The sequence below is a fragment of the Actinoplanes sp. NPDC020271 genome (assembly GCF_044388125.1).
Lineage (GTDB): Bacteria > Actinomycetota > Actinomycetes > Mycobacteriales > Micromonosporaceae > Actinoplanes.
The window spans coordinates 96,776-111,372 of the sequence record NZ_JBIRWQ010000028.1 but is presented as its reverse complement, the minus strand read 5'-3'; the positions used below and the strand labels follow the sequence as shown (position 1 = coordinate 111,372).

General features: G+C 73.6%; 15 protein-coding genes. 7 read left to right on the top strand and 8 right to left on the bottom strand.

Features of this window, described 5'->3' with window-relative positions; genetic code table 11:
• Positions 1-88 precede the first annotated feature (88 nt).
• The 8 genes from ACH442_RS39460 to ACH442_RS39425 all read right to left on the bottom strand — a co-directional run bounded on the left by ACH442_RS39460 (position 89) and on the right by ACH442_RS39425 (position 7,072).
• Positions 89-352, bottom strand: a complete 264-nt coding sequence (locus ACH442_RS39460) for a StsA-related sactipeptide RiPP (RefSeq protein WP_396343240.1) — start codon at positions 350-352, stop codon at positions 89-91.
• Between the two features lie 12 nt (positions 353-364).
• On the bottom strand, positions 365-631 hold the full coding sequence (locus tag ACH442_RS39455) for a StsA-related sactipeptide RiPP (protein ID WP_396343239.1): 267 nt from the start codon (positions 629-631) through the stop codon (positions 365-367).
• Between the two features lie 92 nt (positions 632-723).
• On the bottom strand, positions 724-1,716 hold the full coding sequence (locus tag ACH442_RS39450; RefSeq protein ID WP_396343238.1) for a methyltransferase: 993 nt from the start codon (positions 1,714-1,716) through the stop codon (positions 724-726).
• Positions 1,713-2,885 carry a cytochrome P450 gene (locus ACH442_RS39445; protein WP_396343237.1) on the bottom strand — a complete coding sequence of 391 codons (1,173 nt, stop codon included), beginning with the start codon at positions 2,883-2,885 and terminating at the stop codon, positions 1,713-1,715. Before ACH442_RS39445 ends, ACH442_RS39450 begins: the two co-directional genes overlap by 4 nt.
• Positions 2,882-4,135 carry a TfuA-like protein gene (locus ACH442_RS39440; RefSeq protein WP_396343236.1) on the bottom strand — a complete coding sequence of 418 codons (1,254 nt, stop codon included), beginning with the start codon at positions 4,133-4,135 and terminating at the stop codon, positions 2,882-2,884. The genes ACH442_RS39445 and ACH442_RS39440 overlap by 4 nt, the downstream gene beginning before the upstream one ends.
• On the bottom strand, positions 4,135-5,292 hold the full coding sequence (locus ACH442_RS39435; protein WP_396343235.1) for a YcaO-like family protein: 1,158 nt from the start codon (positions 5,290-5,292) through the stop codon (positions 4,135-4,137). Before ACH442_RS39435 ends, ACH442_RS39440 begins: the two co-directional genes overlap by 1 nt.
• A complete protein-coding gene (locus ACH442_RS39430) occupies positions 5,289-6,098 on the bottom strand; it encodes an ABC transporter permease (protein WP_396343234.1) in 810 nt (269 codons plus the stop codon). Before ACH442_RS39430 ends, ACH442_RS39435 begins: the two co-directional genes overlap by 4 nt.
• On the bottom strand, positions 6,095-7,072 hold the full coding sequence (locus ACH442_RS39425; protein ID WP_396343233.1) for an ABC transporter ATP-binding protein: 978 nt from the start codon (positions 7,070-7,072) through the stop codon (positions 6,095-6,097). The genes ACH442_RS39430 and ACH442_RS39425 overlap by 4 nt, the downstream gene beginning before the upstream one ends.
• A 155-nt stretch (positions 7,073-7,227) precedes the next feature.
• Between ACH442_RS39425 and ACH442_RS39420 the strand changes: the two genes are divergently transcribed.
• From ACH442_RS39420 to ACH442_RS39390, 7 genes are all read left to right on the top strand, one after another.
• Entirely contained in the window at positions 7,228-8,175 is a 948-nt protein-coding gene (locus ACH442_RS39420) for a hypothetical protein (RefSeq protein WP_396343232.1), read from the top strand.
• Positions 8,168-8,434 carry a response regulator transcription factor gene (locus tag ACH442_RS39415; RefSeq protein WP_396343231.1) on the top strand — a complete coding sequence of 89 codons (267 nt, stop codon included), beginning with the start codon at positions 8,168-8,170 and terminating at the stop codon, positions 8,432-8,434. The genes ACH442_RS39420 and ACH442_RS39415 overlap by 8 nt, the downstream gene beginning before the upstream one ends.
• Complete coding sequence (locus ACH442_RS39410) at positions 8,406-8,585, top strand: aroma-sacti cluster domain-containing protein (RefSeq protein WP_396343230.1); 180 nt, start codon at positions 8,406-8,408, stop codon at positions 8,583-8,585. The genes ACH442_RS39415 and ACH442_RS39410 overlap by 29 nt, the downstream gene beginning before the upstream one ends.
• A gap of 13 nt (positions 8,586-8,598) precedes the next feature.
• The gene (locus ACH442_RS39405; RefSeq protein WP_396343229.1) at positions 8,599-11,466 is read left to right on the top strand and encodes an AAA family ATPase; all 2,868 of its coding nucleotides are present in this window, start codon (positions 8,599-8,601) and stop codon (positions 11,464-11,466) included.
• On the top strand, positions 11,457-12,338 hold the full coding sequence (locus ACH442_RS39400; RefSeq protein ID WP_396343228.1) for a S8 family serine peptidase: 882 nt from the start codon (positions 11,457-11,459) through the stop codon (positions 12,336-12,338). Before ACH442_RS39405 ends, ACH442_RS39400 begins: the two co-directional genes overlap by 10 nt.
• Complete coding sequence (locus tag ACH442_RS39395) at positions 12,328-12,945, top strand: GAF domain-containing protein (RefSeq protein WP_396343227.1); 618 nt, start codon at positions 12,328-12,330, stop codon at positions 12,943-12,945. Before ACH442_RS39400 ends, ACH442_RS39395 begins: the two co-directional genes overlap by 11 nt.
• 103 nt (positions 12,946-13,048) lie before the next feature.
• On the top strand, positions 13,049-14,596 hold the full coding sequence (locus tag ACH442_RS39390) for a helix-turn-helix domain-containing protein (RefSeq protein ID WP_396343226.1): 1,548 nt from the start codon (positions 13,049-13,051) through the stop codon (positions 14,594-14,596).
• Position 14,597 lies beyond the last annotated feature (1 nt).

The following is a 14,597-nucleotide window of genomic DNA, read 5'->3' as shown; positions in this document are numbered from 1 at the left end:
CCTGTACCTAGGGTGTGACTGCAGGTCTGATGTGTGCTCGTACGAGCGCCCGGGCGGCGGGCCGCACCCCCGGTTCGGCGACCTGGGTTCAGTTCGCGTTGCCGGAGCCGGACCAGGCGCCGCACATGCACAGCATGGCCGCGTCGTAGTCCTGGCCGGCGGCCTCGGGCGTGGTCCAGCCGGCGCTGTGCGCCGACACCTCGGGCAGCACCGCCGCGAGCCGGTTCCGGGTGGAGATCAGGACCTCGGTCTCCTCCTGACTCAGGCCGGCGTAGAACTCCTGGAGCTCGGGTGAGATCTCACCGCTGATCAGACCGGCGTCGCGCAGGGTCTGGGTGGGGTCGAAGCTCATCGTGACCCGGCCTCAGTTCTGCGCGTTGCCGGAGCCGGACCAGGCGCCGCACATGCACAGCATGGCCGCGTCGAAGTCCTGCTCCGAGGCCTCGGGCTTGGCCCAGGTGGCCGAGTGCGCCACCACGTCGGGCAGGACGGCGGCGAGCCGGTTCCTGGTCGAGATCAGCACCTGCGTCTCCGACTCCGACAGGGTGCTGAAGAACTCCTCGACCTCGGGGGTCATCGGGCCGCTGAGAATACCCGCCTCGCGGAGAGCGTCAGCTGCGTTGAACGCCATGTGATTTCCTTTCCTGGATGGTTCCGGGTTGTTCCGAGCGTGCATTCCGGCGGTTCCGGCGAACAACCCCACGAATGTGGGGTCCGTATTTCTCAGACGGCCACGATTAATCGCACCGCGGTTCCGGCGATCGGCTCGCCGACCGATTCCACGGTGAATCCGGCGGCGCCGAGAAGGCGTGCGAAATCCTCGCCGGTCCGTTCCCGGCCGCCGGTCCAGACGAGCATCGCCAGATCGCCCATGACCGGCCCGTACGCCGGTGGCCCGGTCGCCGACGCCGGCAACACGGTCTCCAGCACGAGCAGCCGCCCGTCCGGGGCCAGCGCGGCCCGGCAACGCTTCAGGATCCGGACGCACCGGTCGTCGTCCCAGTCGTGCAGGATCCCCTTGAGGATCAGCACGTCGCCCTCGGGGACCCCGGCGAAGAAGTCTCCGGTCCGCACGGTCCAGCGGTCCGGTGGCACCCGGGCGCCCAGCGTCTCGGGCGCCGAGGCCGCGCCGGTCACGGTGTCGAACAGCACGCCGCGCGGTCCGGGAGCCGCCGCGAGCACCGCGGCGAGGACGCTGCCGTGGCCGCCGCCCACATCCACGACGGTCGTGGCGTGGCCGAAGTCGAACAGGGCCGGCAGCGCCGCCGCGACCGGGCCGGAGTTCTCCCGCATGGTCTGCCCGAACAGCGCGGACAGCTCCGGCCGCTCGGCCAGGACCTGGAACAGCGGCCGCCCGTGCGCGTGTTCGAAAGCCGGCCCGCCGGTCCGCACCGCGTCGGGCAGCGCGGCCCAGGCCCGCAGCACCGCCGGATCACCGGCCAGCAGTATCCCGGCCCGGATCGACTCGGGATGGTCGGCGCAGAGCGGGCGGGCGCCGTCGGCCAGGGCGACCCGGCCGTCCGGCCGTGGCGTCACGATGCCGAGCAGGGTCAGGGCGCTGACCAGCCGGGCCATCGCGGCCGGGTCCCCGCCGAGCTCGGCGACCGGCAGCGGGCCGCCGGCCAGGGCGTCGGGAACGCCGAGGCGGACGGCGGCGTACAGGATCTGCGCGGGTTGATGGCCGAAGGCCAGCGTGGCCAGTCGTTGTGGGGTCACGGCGGGCCTGCCAACCACACCGGCAGGCGGCGGACACCTTGCAGGAAGAGGTCCGGCTGCGGCGGCAGCTCGTGCGGTTCGACGGCCAGGGCGAGGGCGGGGAAGCGGCGGACCAGTGCACCGACCACGGCCCGGGCCTGGATGCGGCCCAGTTCGGCGCCGAGGCAGAAGTGGATGCCGTGGCCGAAGCCGAGGTGACGGTTCGGGGCGCGGCCGATGTCGAAGACGTCCGGGTCGGCGAAGGCCTCCGGGTCGCGATTCGCGGCGAGCAGGACCGGCAGCACCGAGTCGCCGCGGGGGATCGTCGTGCCGCCGTACCGCAGGTCGGTCAGCGCGTAGAGCGGTTTGGCGTGCCCGACCGGCCCGTTGAAGCGCAGCACCTCTTCGATCGCCGTCCCGATCAGCGCCGGATCGGCACGCAGCCGGTCGAGCTGGGCCGGGTGGCGCAGCAGTTCCAGGACGGCGTTGGTGATCAGGCCGACGGTGGTCTCGTCACCGGCCATCAGCAGCTGGAAGACGGTCGAGAGCAGCTCGGGCCGGGTCAGCTCGCCGCGGTGTTCGGCCGCGGCCAGCTCGCCCAGCAGCCCGCCGGGCGCGACCAGCCGGTCCTGCAGGTAGGTGGTGAAATCCATGCCGGCCCGCCGGGACCGGGTGAAGTCCCCGCTGCGCAGCATCTCGTCGCTGAGCCGCCGCAGCAGCCGGTGGTCGTCGCGGGGCAGCCCGACCAGTTCCGTGGTGACCAGCACCGGCAGCGGCAGCGCGATCTGCTCCACCACGTCGACCGGTCCACCGGCTGCCGCCGCGGCGTCGAGCAGGTCGCCGGCCAGCTGCTCGACCCGGCGCCGGACGGCGGTGATCCGGCGCGCGCCGAACGCCGGGGCGATCAGCCGGCGCAGCCGGGTGTGGTCGGGCGGGTCCAGGTGGAACACGTTGCGGCGCAGCGCGGCGAACGGGTCGCCGCCCCAGCGGCGGTACGGCGCGGCCAGCTCGGCCGGCAGCCGGTCGAGCTCACGGGCCAGGCCGGGGTCGTGCAGGGCTCGTCGCACGTCGGCGTACCGGGTCAGGTACCAGACGCCCGGCCCGGACGACGGGTGGCGGCGCACCGGGGTGTGCTCCCGCCAGTGCCGTAACGCCGTGTGCGGGTCGGCGAGGTCGAGCGCGGCGGTCATCGCGGCGCCGCCGGCTGCGAGCGGGCGCGGCGCACGTCGTACGGGAAGAACCGCCGCACCGTGCCGCCCAGCTCCTCGCGGCCGGTGAAGCCGCGCCGGGCCATCGCGATCTCGGCCGGGCCCTCGCCGCGCCAGTGCCGCAGGAAGATCGCCGCGCAGGCCGCCGGGGGCGGCACGGGCTGCCGGAAGCGCGTCCGGTCGGCCACCTCGTCGGCCTCGGCAACCAGGTCGCGCCATCGCTGCCAGCGGTCGGTGGCGCGCAGGCGCTCGATCATCGCCGGCCGCCAGTCGGTGGACTGCCAGACCGGCCAGACCCGGACCGTGACCAGCCTGACCTGCTGCGGGAACGGCAGCGTGGCCCGCTCCCGCGCGGTGAGCCAGACGGCCAACGGGGCGGGCAGCGGCTCGTCCTCGGTGACGCCCAGGATCACCGCCGGGTCGGCCGGCAGCAGGCCGGACAGCACCTGCTCGTGCCACACCGGGTACTCCGGGTCGAACAGCCGGGCCGCGTCCAGCATGTCCGGGTCGGAACGCCAACGCCCCGGCGCGTACTGCTCGCGGGTGCGGCTGACCAGCAGCTGGTGCCGGGTGATCCCGGTGACCGGGACCTCCGGCGGGACGGCCGCGGTGGCCTGGACGGTCAGCGCCGCCAGAGCGTCGAGCCGCTTCACGTTGCCGGGACCGGCCTCGATCAGCGCGCGCGCACGGCTCAGGGCGCCGGACTCCTCGGCGTCCCGGCCGCGGGCCAGTTCCTCCCAGGTCCGGGACGTGAACGGCAAGCTCTTGGCGCCGGCGATCAGGCGTTGTGCGACCGCGGGGGCGGCGGTACGGGCCAGGGCGTGCCGGAGGTTGACCAGAGCCACGGTCAGCGCCGGATAGCCCACGTCGGCGGGACCGTGCAGGACGCCGACCTCGTCGTCGCCGTCGATGACACCCTCGGCGTACATCCGGTGCACCGCACCGACGCCGCGCATCCCGTACGCGCTCAGCTCGGCGGCCCGCAGCGCGCCCATGCTGCCCGCGCCGAGGACGGCTACACCCTCTCGCAGCAGGTGCAGGATCTCCTTGTGGCCGACGGAACGGCGATCCCGGAAGTATCCGTCGATGATCACCGCGGTGTCGCCCGGCTCCCACGCCTCGGCGAGCAGATCGCCGCGCCCGGCGGGGGGACGCACCTCGATGCCGGGCCGGACACGGTGGATCTCCTCGGCCGTGAGGGTCGGGCCGGCATAGACCAGCGTGCGGCTCATCACAGCACCTCCGTGCTGACCCGGCTGCCCGGCGCGACGACCTTGACCACCGGAACTCCCACGTCGTCCCGGGTCAGGTCGGCCATCAGCGGCGTCGCGCCGAACGCGGCGGTGGCCAGGTCGACGACGAGGCCGAGTTCGTCGATCAGGGTGTCCTGCTCGGCCAGGAGCACCTCGATCGGGGCGCAGGCGCCGGACGGCTCGCGCCGGCGCCTGGTCCCGCCGTCGTCGATGTCGGCGTGCAGGTCGTCCCGGGCGCCGGCGATGTACCCGAGCCGGGTCTGCACCGCCTCGGTGATCGCCCGGCTGACCGCGACGGCCGGGCTCAGGTGGCAGCCGAAGCCGTACATCGCGGCCGGGTAGTCATGGCAGGAGACCCAGGCCAGGAAGCAGGGCAGGCCGGTACGCGAGGGTACGTGCCGCACCTCGAACGCGACCCCGGCCCGGTCGATCCGCTCGCAGAGGCCGTCGACCACCGGGTCGGCCAGGGTGTGCGGGTCGACCCGGTCGCCGGGGGCGCCGGCGACCACGGCGGTCACGGCGTCGCGTTCGATGATCTCGTACAGCGCGTGCAGAGCCGCTTCGACCATCGTGTTGCCGCTGGCCAGACCATTGGTCGAGGAGAGGAAGGCGGGCGGGCGCCACCCGTCGGGCTGCTCCAGGCTGAGCCGCACAGTGGCCGTCGGCACGAGGGTCGGCGTTCCGTCGGCCAGCGCGACGGCCGGCACCCAGTCCAGCGGCAACCCGTCGTGGAACAGGCTCGGCGTGCAGCGGGGGAGCTCGGCCACGTCGTAGCCGAGCACGACGTCGCGCGCGGGCGCGACCACCGCGGGCGTCATCGGCTGCTCGACGTGCCAGATCTCGATCGACTCCATCATCGCCGACAGCTTGGCCAGGTCCGGCGTCACGCCCTTGCCCTGGGACACCGCGAGCGTGCGCGACAGCGGCCGGATCGCCTGGTAGGTAGGGATGCCGATGGAGTCCAGCCGGGTGATGTCGGCTACCCGGGTGACACCGACCCGGGCGGCGGCGCGCCGGGCCATGGCCATCGTGTGCCCGGGCGGGGCCGCCCGGTTGGTGCCGGGCAGGCACACCTTCGCGCGGTCGGCCTCGGTGGCGATCCGATCCAGCGCCCGGACCGCCCCCGCCGTGGTCACAGGTCCCGCGTGCGCCGCAGCAGCGCACGCCCGGCCAGGCCGTTCGCCAGCACGGCGAGGACCGCGAGCACGGTCAGGCTCAGCCACGCCTGGCCGAGGCCGAGGACAACCGTGTCGCGCATGGCGTTCACCGCGTACGTGACCGGGTTGATCACCGAGATCCACTGCAGCACCAGCGGCAGCTGGGCGGTGGTCGACAGCGACGGCGCACTGAACACCAGGACCGGTACCGAGATGCTGGTGAGCACCATGAACGTGCGGTAGTCACGGATCAGGATGGCCGCCGCCAGATACAGGCCGTTGAACGCCAGCGCGGCCAGCAACAGGGCGAACAGCAGGCCCAGCCAGTGGGACGGCGAGAATCCGTAGTCGATCAGGAACACCGCCACGACCAGGGCCAGCAGCGACTGGACGAGCACCAGCGAGACGCCGGCCAGGACCTTGCCGAGCAGGAACCGGGAACGGCGCAGCGGCCACGACCAGATCTGGGTGGAGACGCCGCTCATCTCCTCCTGGAACAGCGCCATGCCGGTTGTTCCGGACGCGCTCACCACCGACATGGCCAGCACCATGGGCAGCAGGAAGACCGCGAAGGGCAAGGTCACCCCGCGGTACGTGATCTCGCCGACCACGTTGCCCAGCGACGTGTTCACCAGTAGCAGGTAGACCAGTGTGGGGGTAAGCCCGAGGATCAGGTTCACCCGGTTGCGGGCCAGCAGGGCGTACTCGCGGTAGAAGACCGCTGACAGGTCGGCGGCCCGGCGCGCCGGTTGCGGGGCCGTGGTGGTGAAGGCCAGATCGGTCATGCCGCGCTCACCTGCTCCTCGGTTCGGTCGGTCAGGTGGCCGTTCTCGGTCATTCGCAGGAAGACCTGTTCCAGCGAGTCGGTCACGGTGGACACCCCGGCGATGGCGACCCCACGGTCGGTGCAGTGCCGGGCCAGCGGGGCGAGCACGTCCCGCGCGGACGCGCCTTCGATACGAACCTCGGTGTCGCCGGGCATCGCGGTGAACCCGGCGGTCTCGGCCCACTCGGCCACGACCTTGCCGGCCACCGCGTCGTCGACGGTCACCACCAGGTGCGCCCCACCGAATTCGCGGACCAGGTCGCGCGGGTGGGCGAACCGCAGCACCCTGCCCTGGTCGATCACCAGGACCCGCTGGCTGTTGCGCTCCAACTCGTCGATGTGGTGGCTGGTCCAGAGCACGGTCACGCCGAAGTCGTCGCGCAGCCAGCGGACGAATCGTTCCACCTGGTGGCGCCCGGCCACATCGAGACCGGCCGACGGCTCGTCCAGGATCAGCAGTTTCGGCAGGGTCAGCAGGGCCCGGACCAGTTGCAGCCGCTGCCGCTGCCCGCCGGAGAGCTGGAAGACCAGCCGGGGCAGCGCCTCGGTCAGGCCCAGGTATTCGGCCACCTCCAACGCCCACGGCCGGGCGGCCCGCCAGGACAGGCCGCGAAAGCGGGCCGCGATCCGCAGGTTGTCCAGGGCCGAGAGCATCTCGTCGTAGGGACCGGTCTGGTGCATCGCGCCGATGCCGGTCTTGGCGGCCACCGGCTCGCGTACCGGGTCGGCGCCGAACACCCGGATGGTGCCCTCGGACGGTGCCGTCACGCCGCAGATCATCTTGATCAGGGTGGTCTTGCCCGCGCCGTTCGGGCCCAGCAGCCCGACCGTCTCGCCCTCCGCGATCTCGAACGAGACGCCGTCCACCGCCGGTGTGGCTTTGCGCCGGTACCGCTTGGTGATATTGACAGCTGTCACCACGTCACTCGCCACGATCCCTCCCCTCGCTGTGTCGTGCCGCCGGATCTCCGGCATGCGCTGACGGTAGGGGGATCGCCGCCGGGCTCGGCGCGGCGGAGCGTCAAGCTGCCTCGAAACTGCCGCTAATCTGCCAATCGGCCGCCCCGTGCCTGCATAGCATTCCGGCCATGGAGGAATCGAAGCCCGGCGAATTCGCTGTGGTCCTCGTCAATGGGACCGGCAGCGGTGAATTCGCGGCTGTTCGCGACATCCTGCGCGATTCCCTGGAAACCCCGGTGGTTCTTCTGGAAAAGGCGCCCGTGTCGTACGACATGGACAGCGGGCTGCTCGACGCGGGCGGGCGCCTCGTCCGGCCGGCGGTGGTGTGGACCCGGCACACCGGCGCGCTGACCCTGGCCGTGCACACCTCGCTCGCCCCGGTCGCCGCGGCCGCCTGGTCCTCGCTGGCCACGCAGCTGGCCGCGGCCGCCCCGGTCGCGCTGCCCGGGCCGGCGCCGCGCGGGACCGCCCAGCTGCTCGACGCGCGACGGATCGGGGTGCCGGTCCCGCGCACCGTGCTCGCCACGGACGCTTCGGCCGCGGTCGAGCGGTTGCGCGCGGCCCGGACCGTCGTGAAGACCCCGGACTTCCGGCTGGCCGACGCCGACCGGGACAACTGGGGGCGGTACGTGCCGGTGGTCGTCGACGCGGCCGGTCCGTCCGCCGGGGACGCGCCCGCGCATGTGGTGGTCGTGCAGGAGTACGTCGGCCACGTTCAGGAGCTGCGGGTCTTCCACCTCGACGGCGGGCTCTGCACGTTTCGGGTGCGAAAGCCCGGGATCGCCGCGCCGTGGACGGCCCCGGACACGGTCTCGGTGACGGCGGTGCGGTGCCCGGCGCCGGCCGCCGACGCCGTGCGCCGGCTGTGCGCCCGGTGGGGGCTGCGCTACGGCGCTTTCGACCTGCTCGTACGGCCGGACGGTGAAGTCGTGTTCCTGGAGGCCAATCCGGACGGCGACTGGCTCTGGTACGAGCGTCGCGCCGGCACGCCCGGACGCGTCTCGTTCATGGCCGCCGTGATGGTGCGGGCGTTGTTCGCCCGTACGGCCTGGAAAGGAGCTCGGGACGATGACTGACCGGATCTCTCCGCGGGACCTGCGGCTGATGGTCCTGCTCGCCCGGGGGCACACCACCGATCGGGCGGCCCGTGAGCTGTGCCTGAGCCGGCACACCGTCGGAGAGGAGATCAGCTCGCTGCTCGACCGCTTCAACTGCCGCAACCGGGCCGAGCTGGTCGCCTATTGCTACGCCCACCGGCTGCTCCCGATCGGGATCTGGCCGCCGTCCTTCCAGAAAGGTGACTGTCATGAACGACCCCCTGGCTCAGCTGCGTGACGCCGGCTGCCCGATCGACCAGCTCAGCTCGGCGCAGCGCGCGGTGCTGGCCGGACTCTCCGAAGCGGAGGCGGCCGTCCTGGTCTCGGTCTACCGCCGGCTTGCCGACGCCGAGGGTGAGGTCGTGGCGCACGATCTCAAGATGCTGTGAGGACGGCACGACGGTGAGCCGGCGGCTGGTGGTCGTCCTCTTCCTGGACCTCGTCGGCTGGACCCGGCTCGCCGAACGGGTCGATCCGGAGCCGTTGCAGCGGATGCTCGAGCAGTACTACGAGATCTGCTCGACCGCGGTCGAGGAATGCGGCGGGACCGTGGAGAAGTTCATCGGCGACGCCATCATGGCCGCCTTCGGTGCGTCGCGGTCCCGTGAGGACGACGCGCTGCGGGCGCTGCGGGCCGCCGAGCGGATCCGGGCCGAGACCAGCCGCCTGGCCGCGCCGGGCGGCCCGGCGCCGCGGGTGCACTGCGGGGTGGCAGCCGGCGAGGCGCTGGTCACCTGGTCGTCCCGGGCCGGTCTGCGGGTGGTCGGGGACGTGGTGAACCTGGCTGCCCGCCTGCAGTCGGTCGCCACCGCCGACGAGATCATCGTCAACGAGGTGGTGGCCCGGCTGTCCCGGTCGCACTACGAGCTGCACCGGCTGGCGCCGCTCGCGCTCAAGGGCAAGGCCGAGCCGGTGCCGGCGTGGCGGGTCGGCGCGGCCCTGGCCACCCGCGCGGACGACACGCCGCCGCTGGTGGACCGGGAGGACGAGCGGGCCCGTCTGCGGGCGGCGTACGAGACGGTGGCCGGCACCGGCCGGGGGCGGGTGATCGCGGTGCTCGGGCCGCCCGGCGCCGGTAAGACCAGACTGGTCCGGCATGCGCTGACCGAGTGGGGGGATGCGCCGGCGGCCGCGGTGGGCACCTGCCCGTCGTACGGGCCGGAGGCGAACGCCGTGGCCCTGGGTGAGGTGCTGGCCGCGCTGACCGGGCCGGGTGGTCCGGCGCGGGAACTCGTCGCGGCCACCCCGCGGCTGGCCACCGTGCTGGCCGGGCTGGCCGACGGGCGGGCGGCCCGGCCACCGGTCGAGGAGGTGGCCTGGGCGGCGCGGACCGTGCTGGCCGCCGCCGCGGCCGCTCGCCCGCTCGTGGTGGTCTGGGACGGATTCGAGTGGGCCGGGCCGTCGCTGCGGCGGCTGATCGGGCGGCTCACCGTCGAGCTCGCCGACCTGCCGGTGCTGACCGTGCTGGCCGGCCGGCCGTCGTCGGCCGACGCGGAGTACGCCGGGCCCGCCGCGGACGAGGTGATCGCGGTGACCGGTCTCGGACCCGCCGACAGCGCCCGGCTGGCCGCCCTGCTCGGCGCCGAGGTCGTGGCGCACACGATGGACCTGGTGGAGCGGGTCACCCGGCACAGCGCCGGCAACCCGCTGTTCATCCGGCTGATGGTGGAGGCGGCCGGCACCGGCGACGAGGTGCCGCCGACCGTCACGGCGCTGGTCGGCGCGGTTGTCGACCAGTTGCCGGACGCGGCGCGGGAGACGCTGGGACGGGCCGCGGTGCTCGGCTCGACCTTCACCGGCCGGCACCTCGCGCTGCTCGGCGATCCCGAACCGGGCGCGCTGGAGACCCTGGTGGCCCGGCACCTGATCAGGGCGGGCGAGACCGGGGAGGAGTTCCTGTTCGTCCAGCAGCCGGTGCACGAGGTGGTTTACGGGCGCCTGGAGAAGGAACAGCGGCTGGCGTGGCACCACCGGCTGGCCGAGGCCGGGGTGAGCCCCGGCTTCCACCTGGAAGCGGCCGTGCGGCTGCTCGGCGATCTGCGCCCGGGCGACCCGCAGCGCGACGTGCTGGCCGCCGCCGGCGCGCGGGCCCTGCTGGAGGAGGGCACCGCGCAGTTGCGCCGGCGGGACATCCCGGTGGCGATCGGTCTGCTCGAACGGGCCGTCCGGCTCGCGGTGGGGCCGCCTCGGTCGGTCGCGGCGATCCGGCTCAGCGACGCTCTGCTGCTGGCCGGGGACACCCACCGCGCGGTGCGGGTGGTGGCCGAACTGGCGTCGCAGACCACCGACGCGTGCGAGCGCAGGCGTTGCCTGATCCAGCGACTGCTCGTCGGCGCGCGGCTGGGCGACGGCGCCGCGCCGCCGGAACTGGGCGCCCTGATGAGCGGCCGGGAGCTGGTGGCCGGCGGCGACGACCGGCTGGCCAGGTGCCGGGCCGACCAGGTACGCCTGCTGCGGCATCTGAGCCGGGGACGGTTCGGGGCGGCCGAGCGGGCCGCCCGGTCGGCGTTGCGGCACGCCCGGGCGCTGGGCGACGCCTATGAGGAGGACAGGCTGCTGGCCGCACTCTGCGAGGTACGCCAGTGGGCGCCGACCCCGATCGCCGAGCAGCTCGCGGGGTGCGCCGAGCTCGCCGATCGGTTCGCGGCCGACCGGTTCCTGCTGATCCCGGTCCTCGTGGCGCGGGCCCGGGCGCTTGCGCTGACCGGGGACGAGGGTGGCGCCCGGGCGGCGCTCGGCGAGGCCGGCGCGGCGGCGCGGGATCTGCGGCTGACGATGGGGTCGGTGCTCGTGGACCAGGCGGCCGGCCTGGTGTGCGCGCTCGCGGGTGATCACGGCGCGGCCGAGCAACGGTACCGGCGGGCGGCCGCAGTGGTCGAGCAGGCCGGGCACCGTTCGATCGCGCTGGCGCTGCGGGCCTCGGCGGTGCGCGAACGCGCCCGGCTCCGACCTGCGGACGCCCCGGCGGAACTGGCAGAGCTGCTCTCCCGGATCGAGGAGATGGATGTCCGCGGACGGCTGGTGAGCCTGGCGACCGCGGTGCGGTCCGGCGCCGCCCGCGGCCGTCCGGGGCCGGCCGCTGCGCTGACTGAGCTGCTGGCCCGCACCGACGACCCGTGCCTGCGGGGCGAGGTGCACGTGGACCTGGCGTACGCGGCGCGGGTCCTGGGCCGGGAGCCGGAGGCGCTGGCCCACGCCGACGCGGCCATCGCCTGCTTCGAGACCATCGGGGCGACCTGCCCGGCCGAGGCGGTACGGCGATGGCGCTGACCGTACCGCCGTGGCGGCGTGAGCGACCGCCGCATCTGCCGGGGCTCCCGGCGTGGGGGCTGCCCGCCGACAGTGGGGAACCGGTGCCGGCCAGCCTGTTCGGCGGCGTCGACCCCGAGTGGGCATGGCACGGGGGCGACGGTGGCGGTGTCCGGGTGTGTGTGCTGGACAGCGGTGTGGACGGCACCCATCCGCTGGTCGGGCCGGTCGAGCGGGCCTGGGAGGTGGTGAGCGAGGAGGGCCGGGCGCCGCGGATCCGCGAGTGTGCGCCGGCCGACACCGCCGGGCACGGCACGGCCTGCGCCGGCATCATCCGCTCGGTGGCGCCCGGGGTCCGGCTCAGTTCGGTCAAGGTGCTCGGCGACGGTCCGTCGGGCAACGTCGCGGCGTTGCTGAGCGGCCTGAACTTCGCCATCGAGGAGGGCTTCGACGTGGTCAACATGAGCCTGTCGACGACCCGTCAGGAGTTTCGCGGCCGGCTCGCCGAGCTCTGCGACCGGGCGTACTTCCGGAGATGTCTTCTGGTGGTCGCGGCGCACAACCTGCCCATCGAGAGTTTCCCCTGGAATTTCGCCTCGGTGGTGTCGGTCGCCAGCCACGCCGATCCGGACCCGATGCGTTACTTCTACAATGCTTCGCCGCCGGTGGAGTTCTGCGCCCGCGGTGTCCGCGTGACGGTCGCCAGCCCCGGAGGCGGGACCAGCCGCAACACCGGGAACAGCTTCGCCGCCCCGCACATCGCCGGCATCGCCGCGCGGATCCTCGGCAAGCATCCGTGGCTCACCCCGTTCCAGCTCAAAACGGTGCTTTATCACTGTGCCGCGAACGTCTCGGCATCCGAAGAGGAAGGAGGTGGCGACCGTGACGACTGACATCCGTAACGACCTGACCGAACGCCAGCTGTTGCAGTCGGTGGTGGCGGTGGCCCGGCACGTGTACCGCGCGGCGGCGTCGTCGGTCTTCATGGTCAATCCGGACACCGGCGAGCTGATGTTCGCGGCGGTCTCCGGGGCCGGCAAGAGCGACCTGGTCGGTAAACGGTTCCCGGCCGGAACGGGCATCGCCGGATGGGTGGCGTCGAGCTGCCAGACGCTGATCGCCGACGACGTGAGCGACGTCAACCGGTTCGCCCGCGACGCTGCCAGCTCGACCGGATACCTGCCCAGCAGCATCATGGCCGCGCCACTGATCGCGGCCGGTGAGTGCATAGGTGTGCTGGAGGTGCTGGACCGCCACACGCTCGACGACCCCCGCCGGGAGCTGGACGATCTGGAGCTGCTGGGTCTGTTGGCGGCCCAGGCGGCGCTGAGCCTGGACCTGTTGCGGCGGCGTGAGCGGGTCCGCCCGGCGCCGCGGATGGGAAACCTGCTCGCCCGGATCTCCGAGCTCTCGGCGGTGAATCGCCCGGATCCGCTGGCGGTGGCCCTTCTCGGGGTCTCGCTGGATCTGCTGGAGCGCAGGGTTCCGGAGAATGACTGAGCACTTTTCCGGTTTGCCGGATTCCGCGGACGATTGACAGCGATGACTAACGTCCTAGAAAATTTGGATGTCCCGTCCTGATTGGATGTCCCAGGAGGCATGGATGAATCGGCCCGCCGGTGTCCCGTCGTCGAGCAGCCTCGCCGTCCACCGTGCCGCGTCCCCCGGATTCGCAGGGCCTTCCCGTCTGACCGCTCCGGCGGCCTCCGCCAGCCTGTCGCACTCGTCCGCGCCGGCCGGGCCGGCCGACCACCCCGGCGTCGCGGGCTTCCGCGAGCCCTCCGGCCTTGCCGGGCCCGCCGGGGCACCCGGTGCCCCGATGTCCTCCGGGACCGTGGGGCGGCCCGGGACCGCCGGCTCCGAGCCCGGCGAACCCACCTTTCCGGAGTTGCTGCGGTATCACCGGCTCCGGGCCGGCCTGACCCAGCGGGCGCTGGCGGACCTGTCGACGGTCAGCCCGCGCACCATCCGCGATCTGGAGTCGGGTCGCGCCAACGCCCGCACGCAGACCATCTACCTGCTCGCCGACGGTTTGCGCCTGCAGGGGCCGATGCGTGAGCTGTTCGTCCGGTCCAGTCTCAGCGGACGTGGCACCCCGCCGTCCGCGGTCACCCCGGCCGTGCGGGCGCCCGGTGGCGGATGGCCCGGGGCGCGGCTGCACCCGATGCTCGGACGTGACGTCGAGGTCCGTGCGCTGTCCCAGGCGCTCACCGCCGGGCGGCGGCGAGCGGTCGTGCTCTCCGGTCTGCCCGGCGTGGGCAAGACCTGCCTGGCCGCCGGCATCGCCGAGAGCCTCGCCGCCGCCAACGGGTGGCCGGTCCGCTGGGCCGGCGCCACGGAGGCGATGGCCGGCTCCGGCCTCACGCCGGACCCGGGGGACGTGACAGCCATCGATCCGCGGCGTGGTCCGGGACGCGGTGATGTGCTTCTCGTCCTCGACGGGGTGCCGGAGCACCCCACCGCGGACCTGGTCGAGGATCTGCTGGCCCGCCGGCCCGGCCTGCACGTCCTGGTCACCTCGCGCGATCCCTGGTCGTTGGCCGGTGTCCCGGTCGCGGTGGTCGGGCCGCTCGCGGTCCCGGCCGAGATGCCCGCCGACCCGGCCGCGCCGGGCACGGCCGGTCCGGCGGGCGCTGCCGAGGCCATGGCGTATCCGGCGGTGCGGCTGCTTCTCGACCGGCTGGCCCAGGTGCGGCCCGGGCTGGTGCTCGACGCGGGGGACCGTGAGGCGGCGGTCCGGCTGTGCCGCCGGGTCGACGGGCTGCCCCTGGCGATCGAGGTCGCCGCCAGCCGGGGGAGGGTGCTGAGCCCGCGCCAGCTCGCCGACCTGCCCACCGGCGATCTGCTCGCCCTCACCGTTCCCGGCCGGACGATCACCCTCGGGGACACTCTGGCGCAGGCCCTCGACGACTTGGCACCCGGTCACCGTACGCTGTTGTCGGACCTGGCCCGCCCGCAGCGGACCTGGAGCGTCGCCGAAGCCGCGACCATGCTGGCCCGTCCCCTGGACTGCACCATCGACGGGTTGGACACCCTGATCGGTCGCGGCCTGGTGCAAGCTTCCCACGGGTCCGCGGTCACCGCCCTGCACGTCCCCAACCTGATCAGAGCGCTGCTGCGGCGAACCGCCCGGCCCGCTCTGGCCGGGTGAA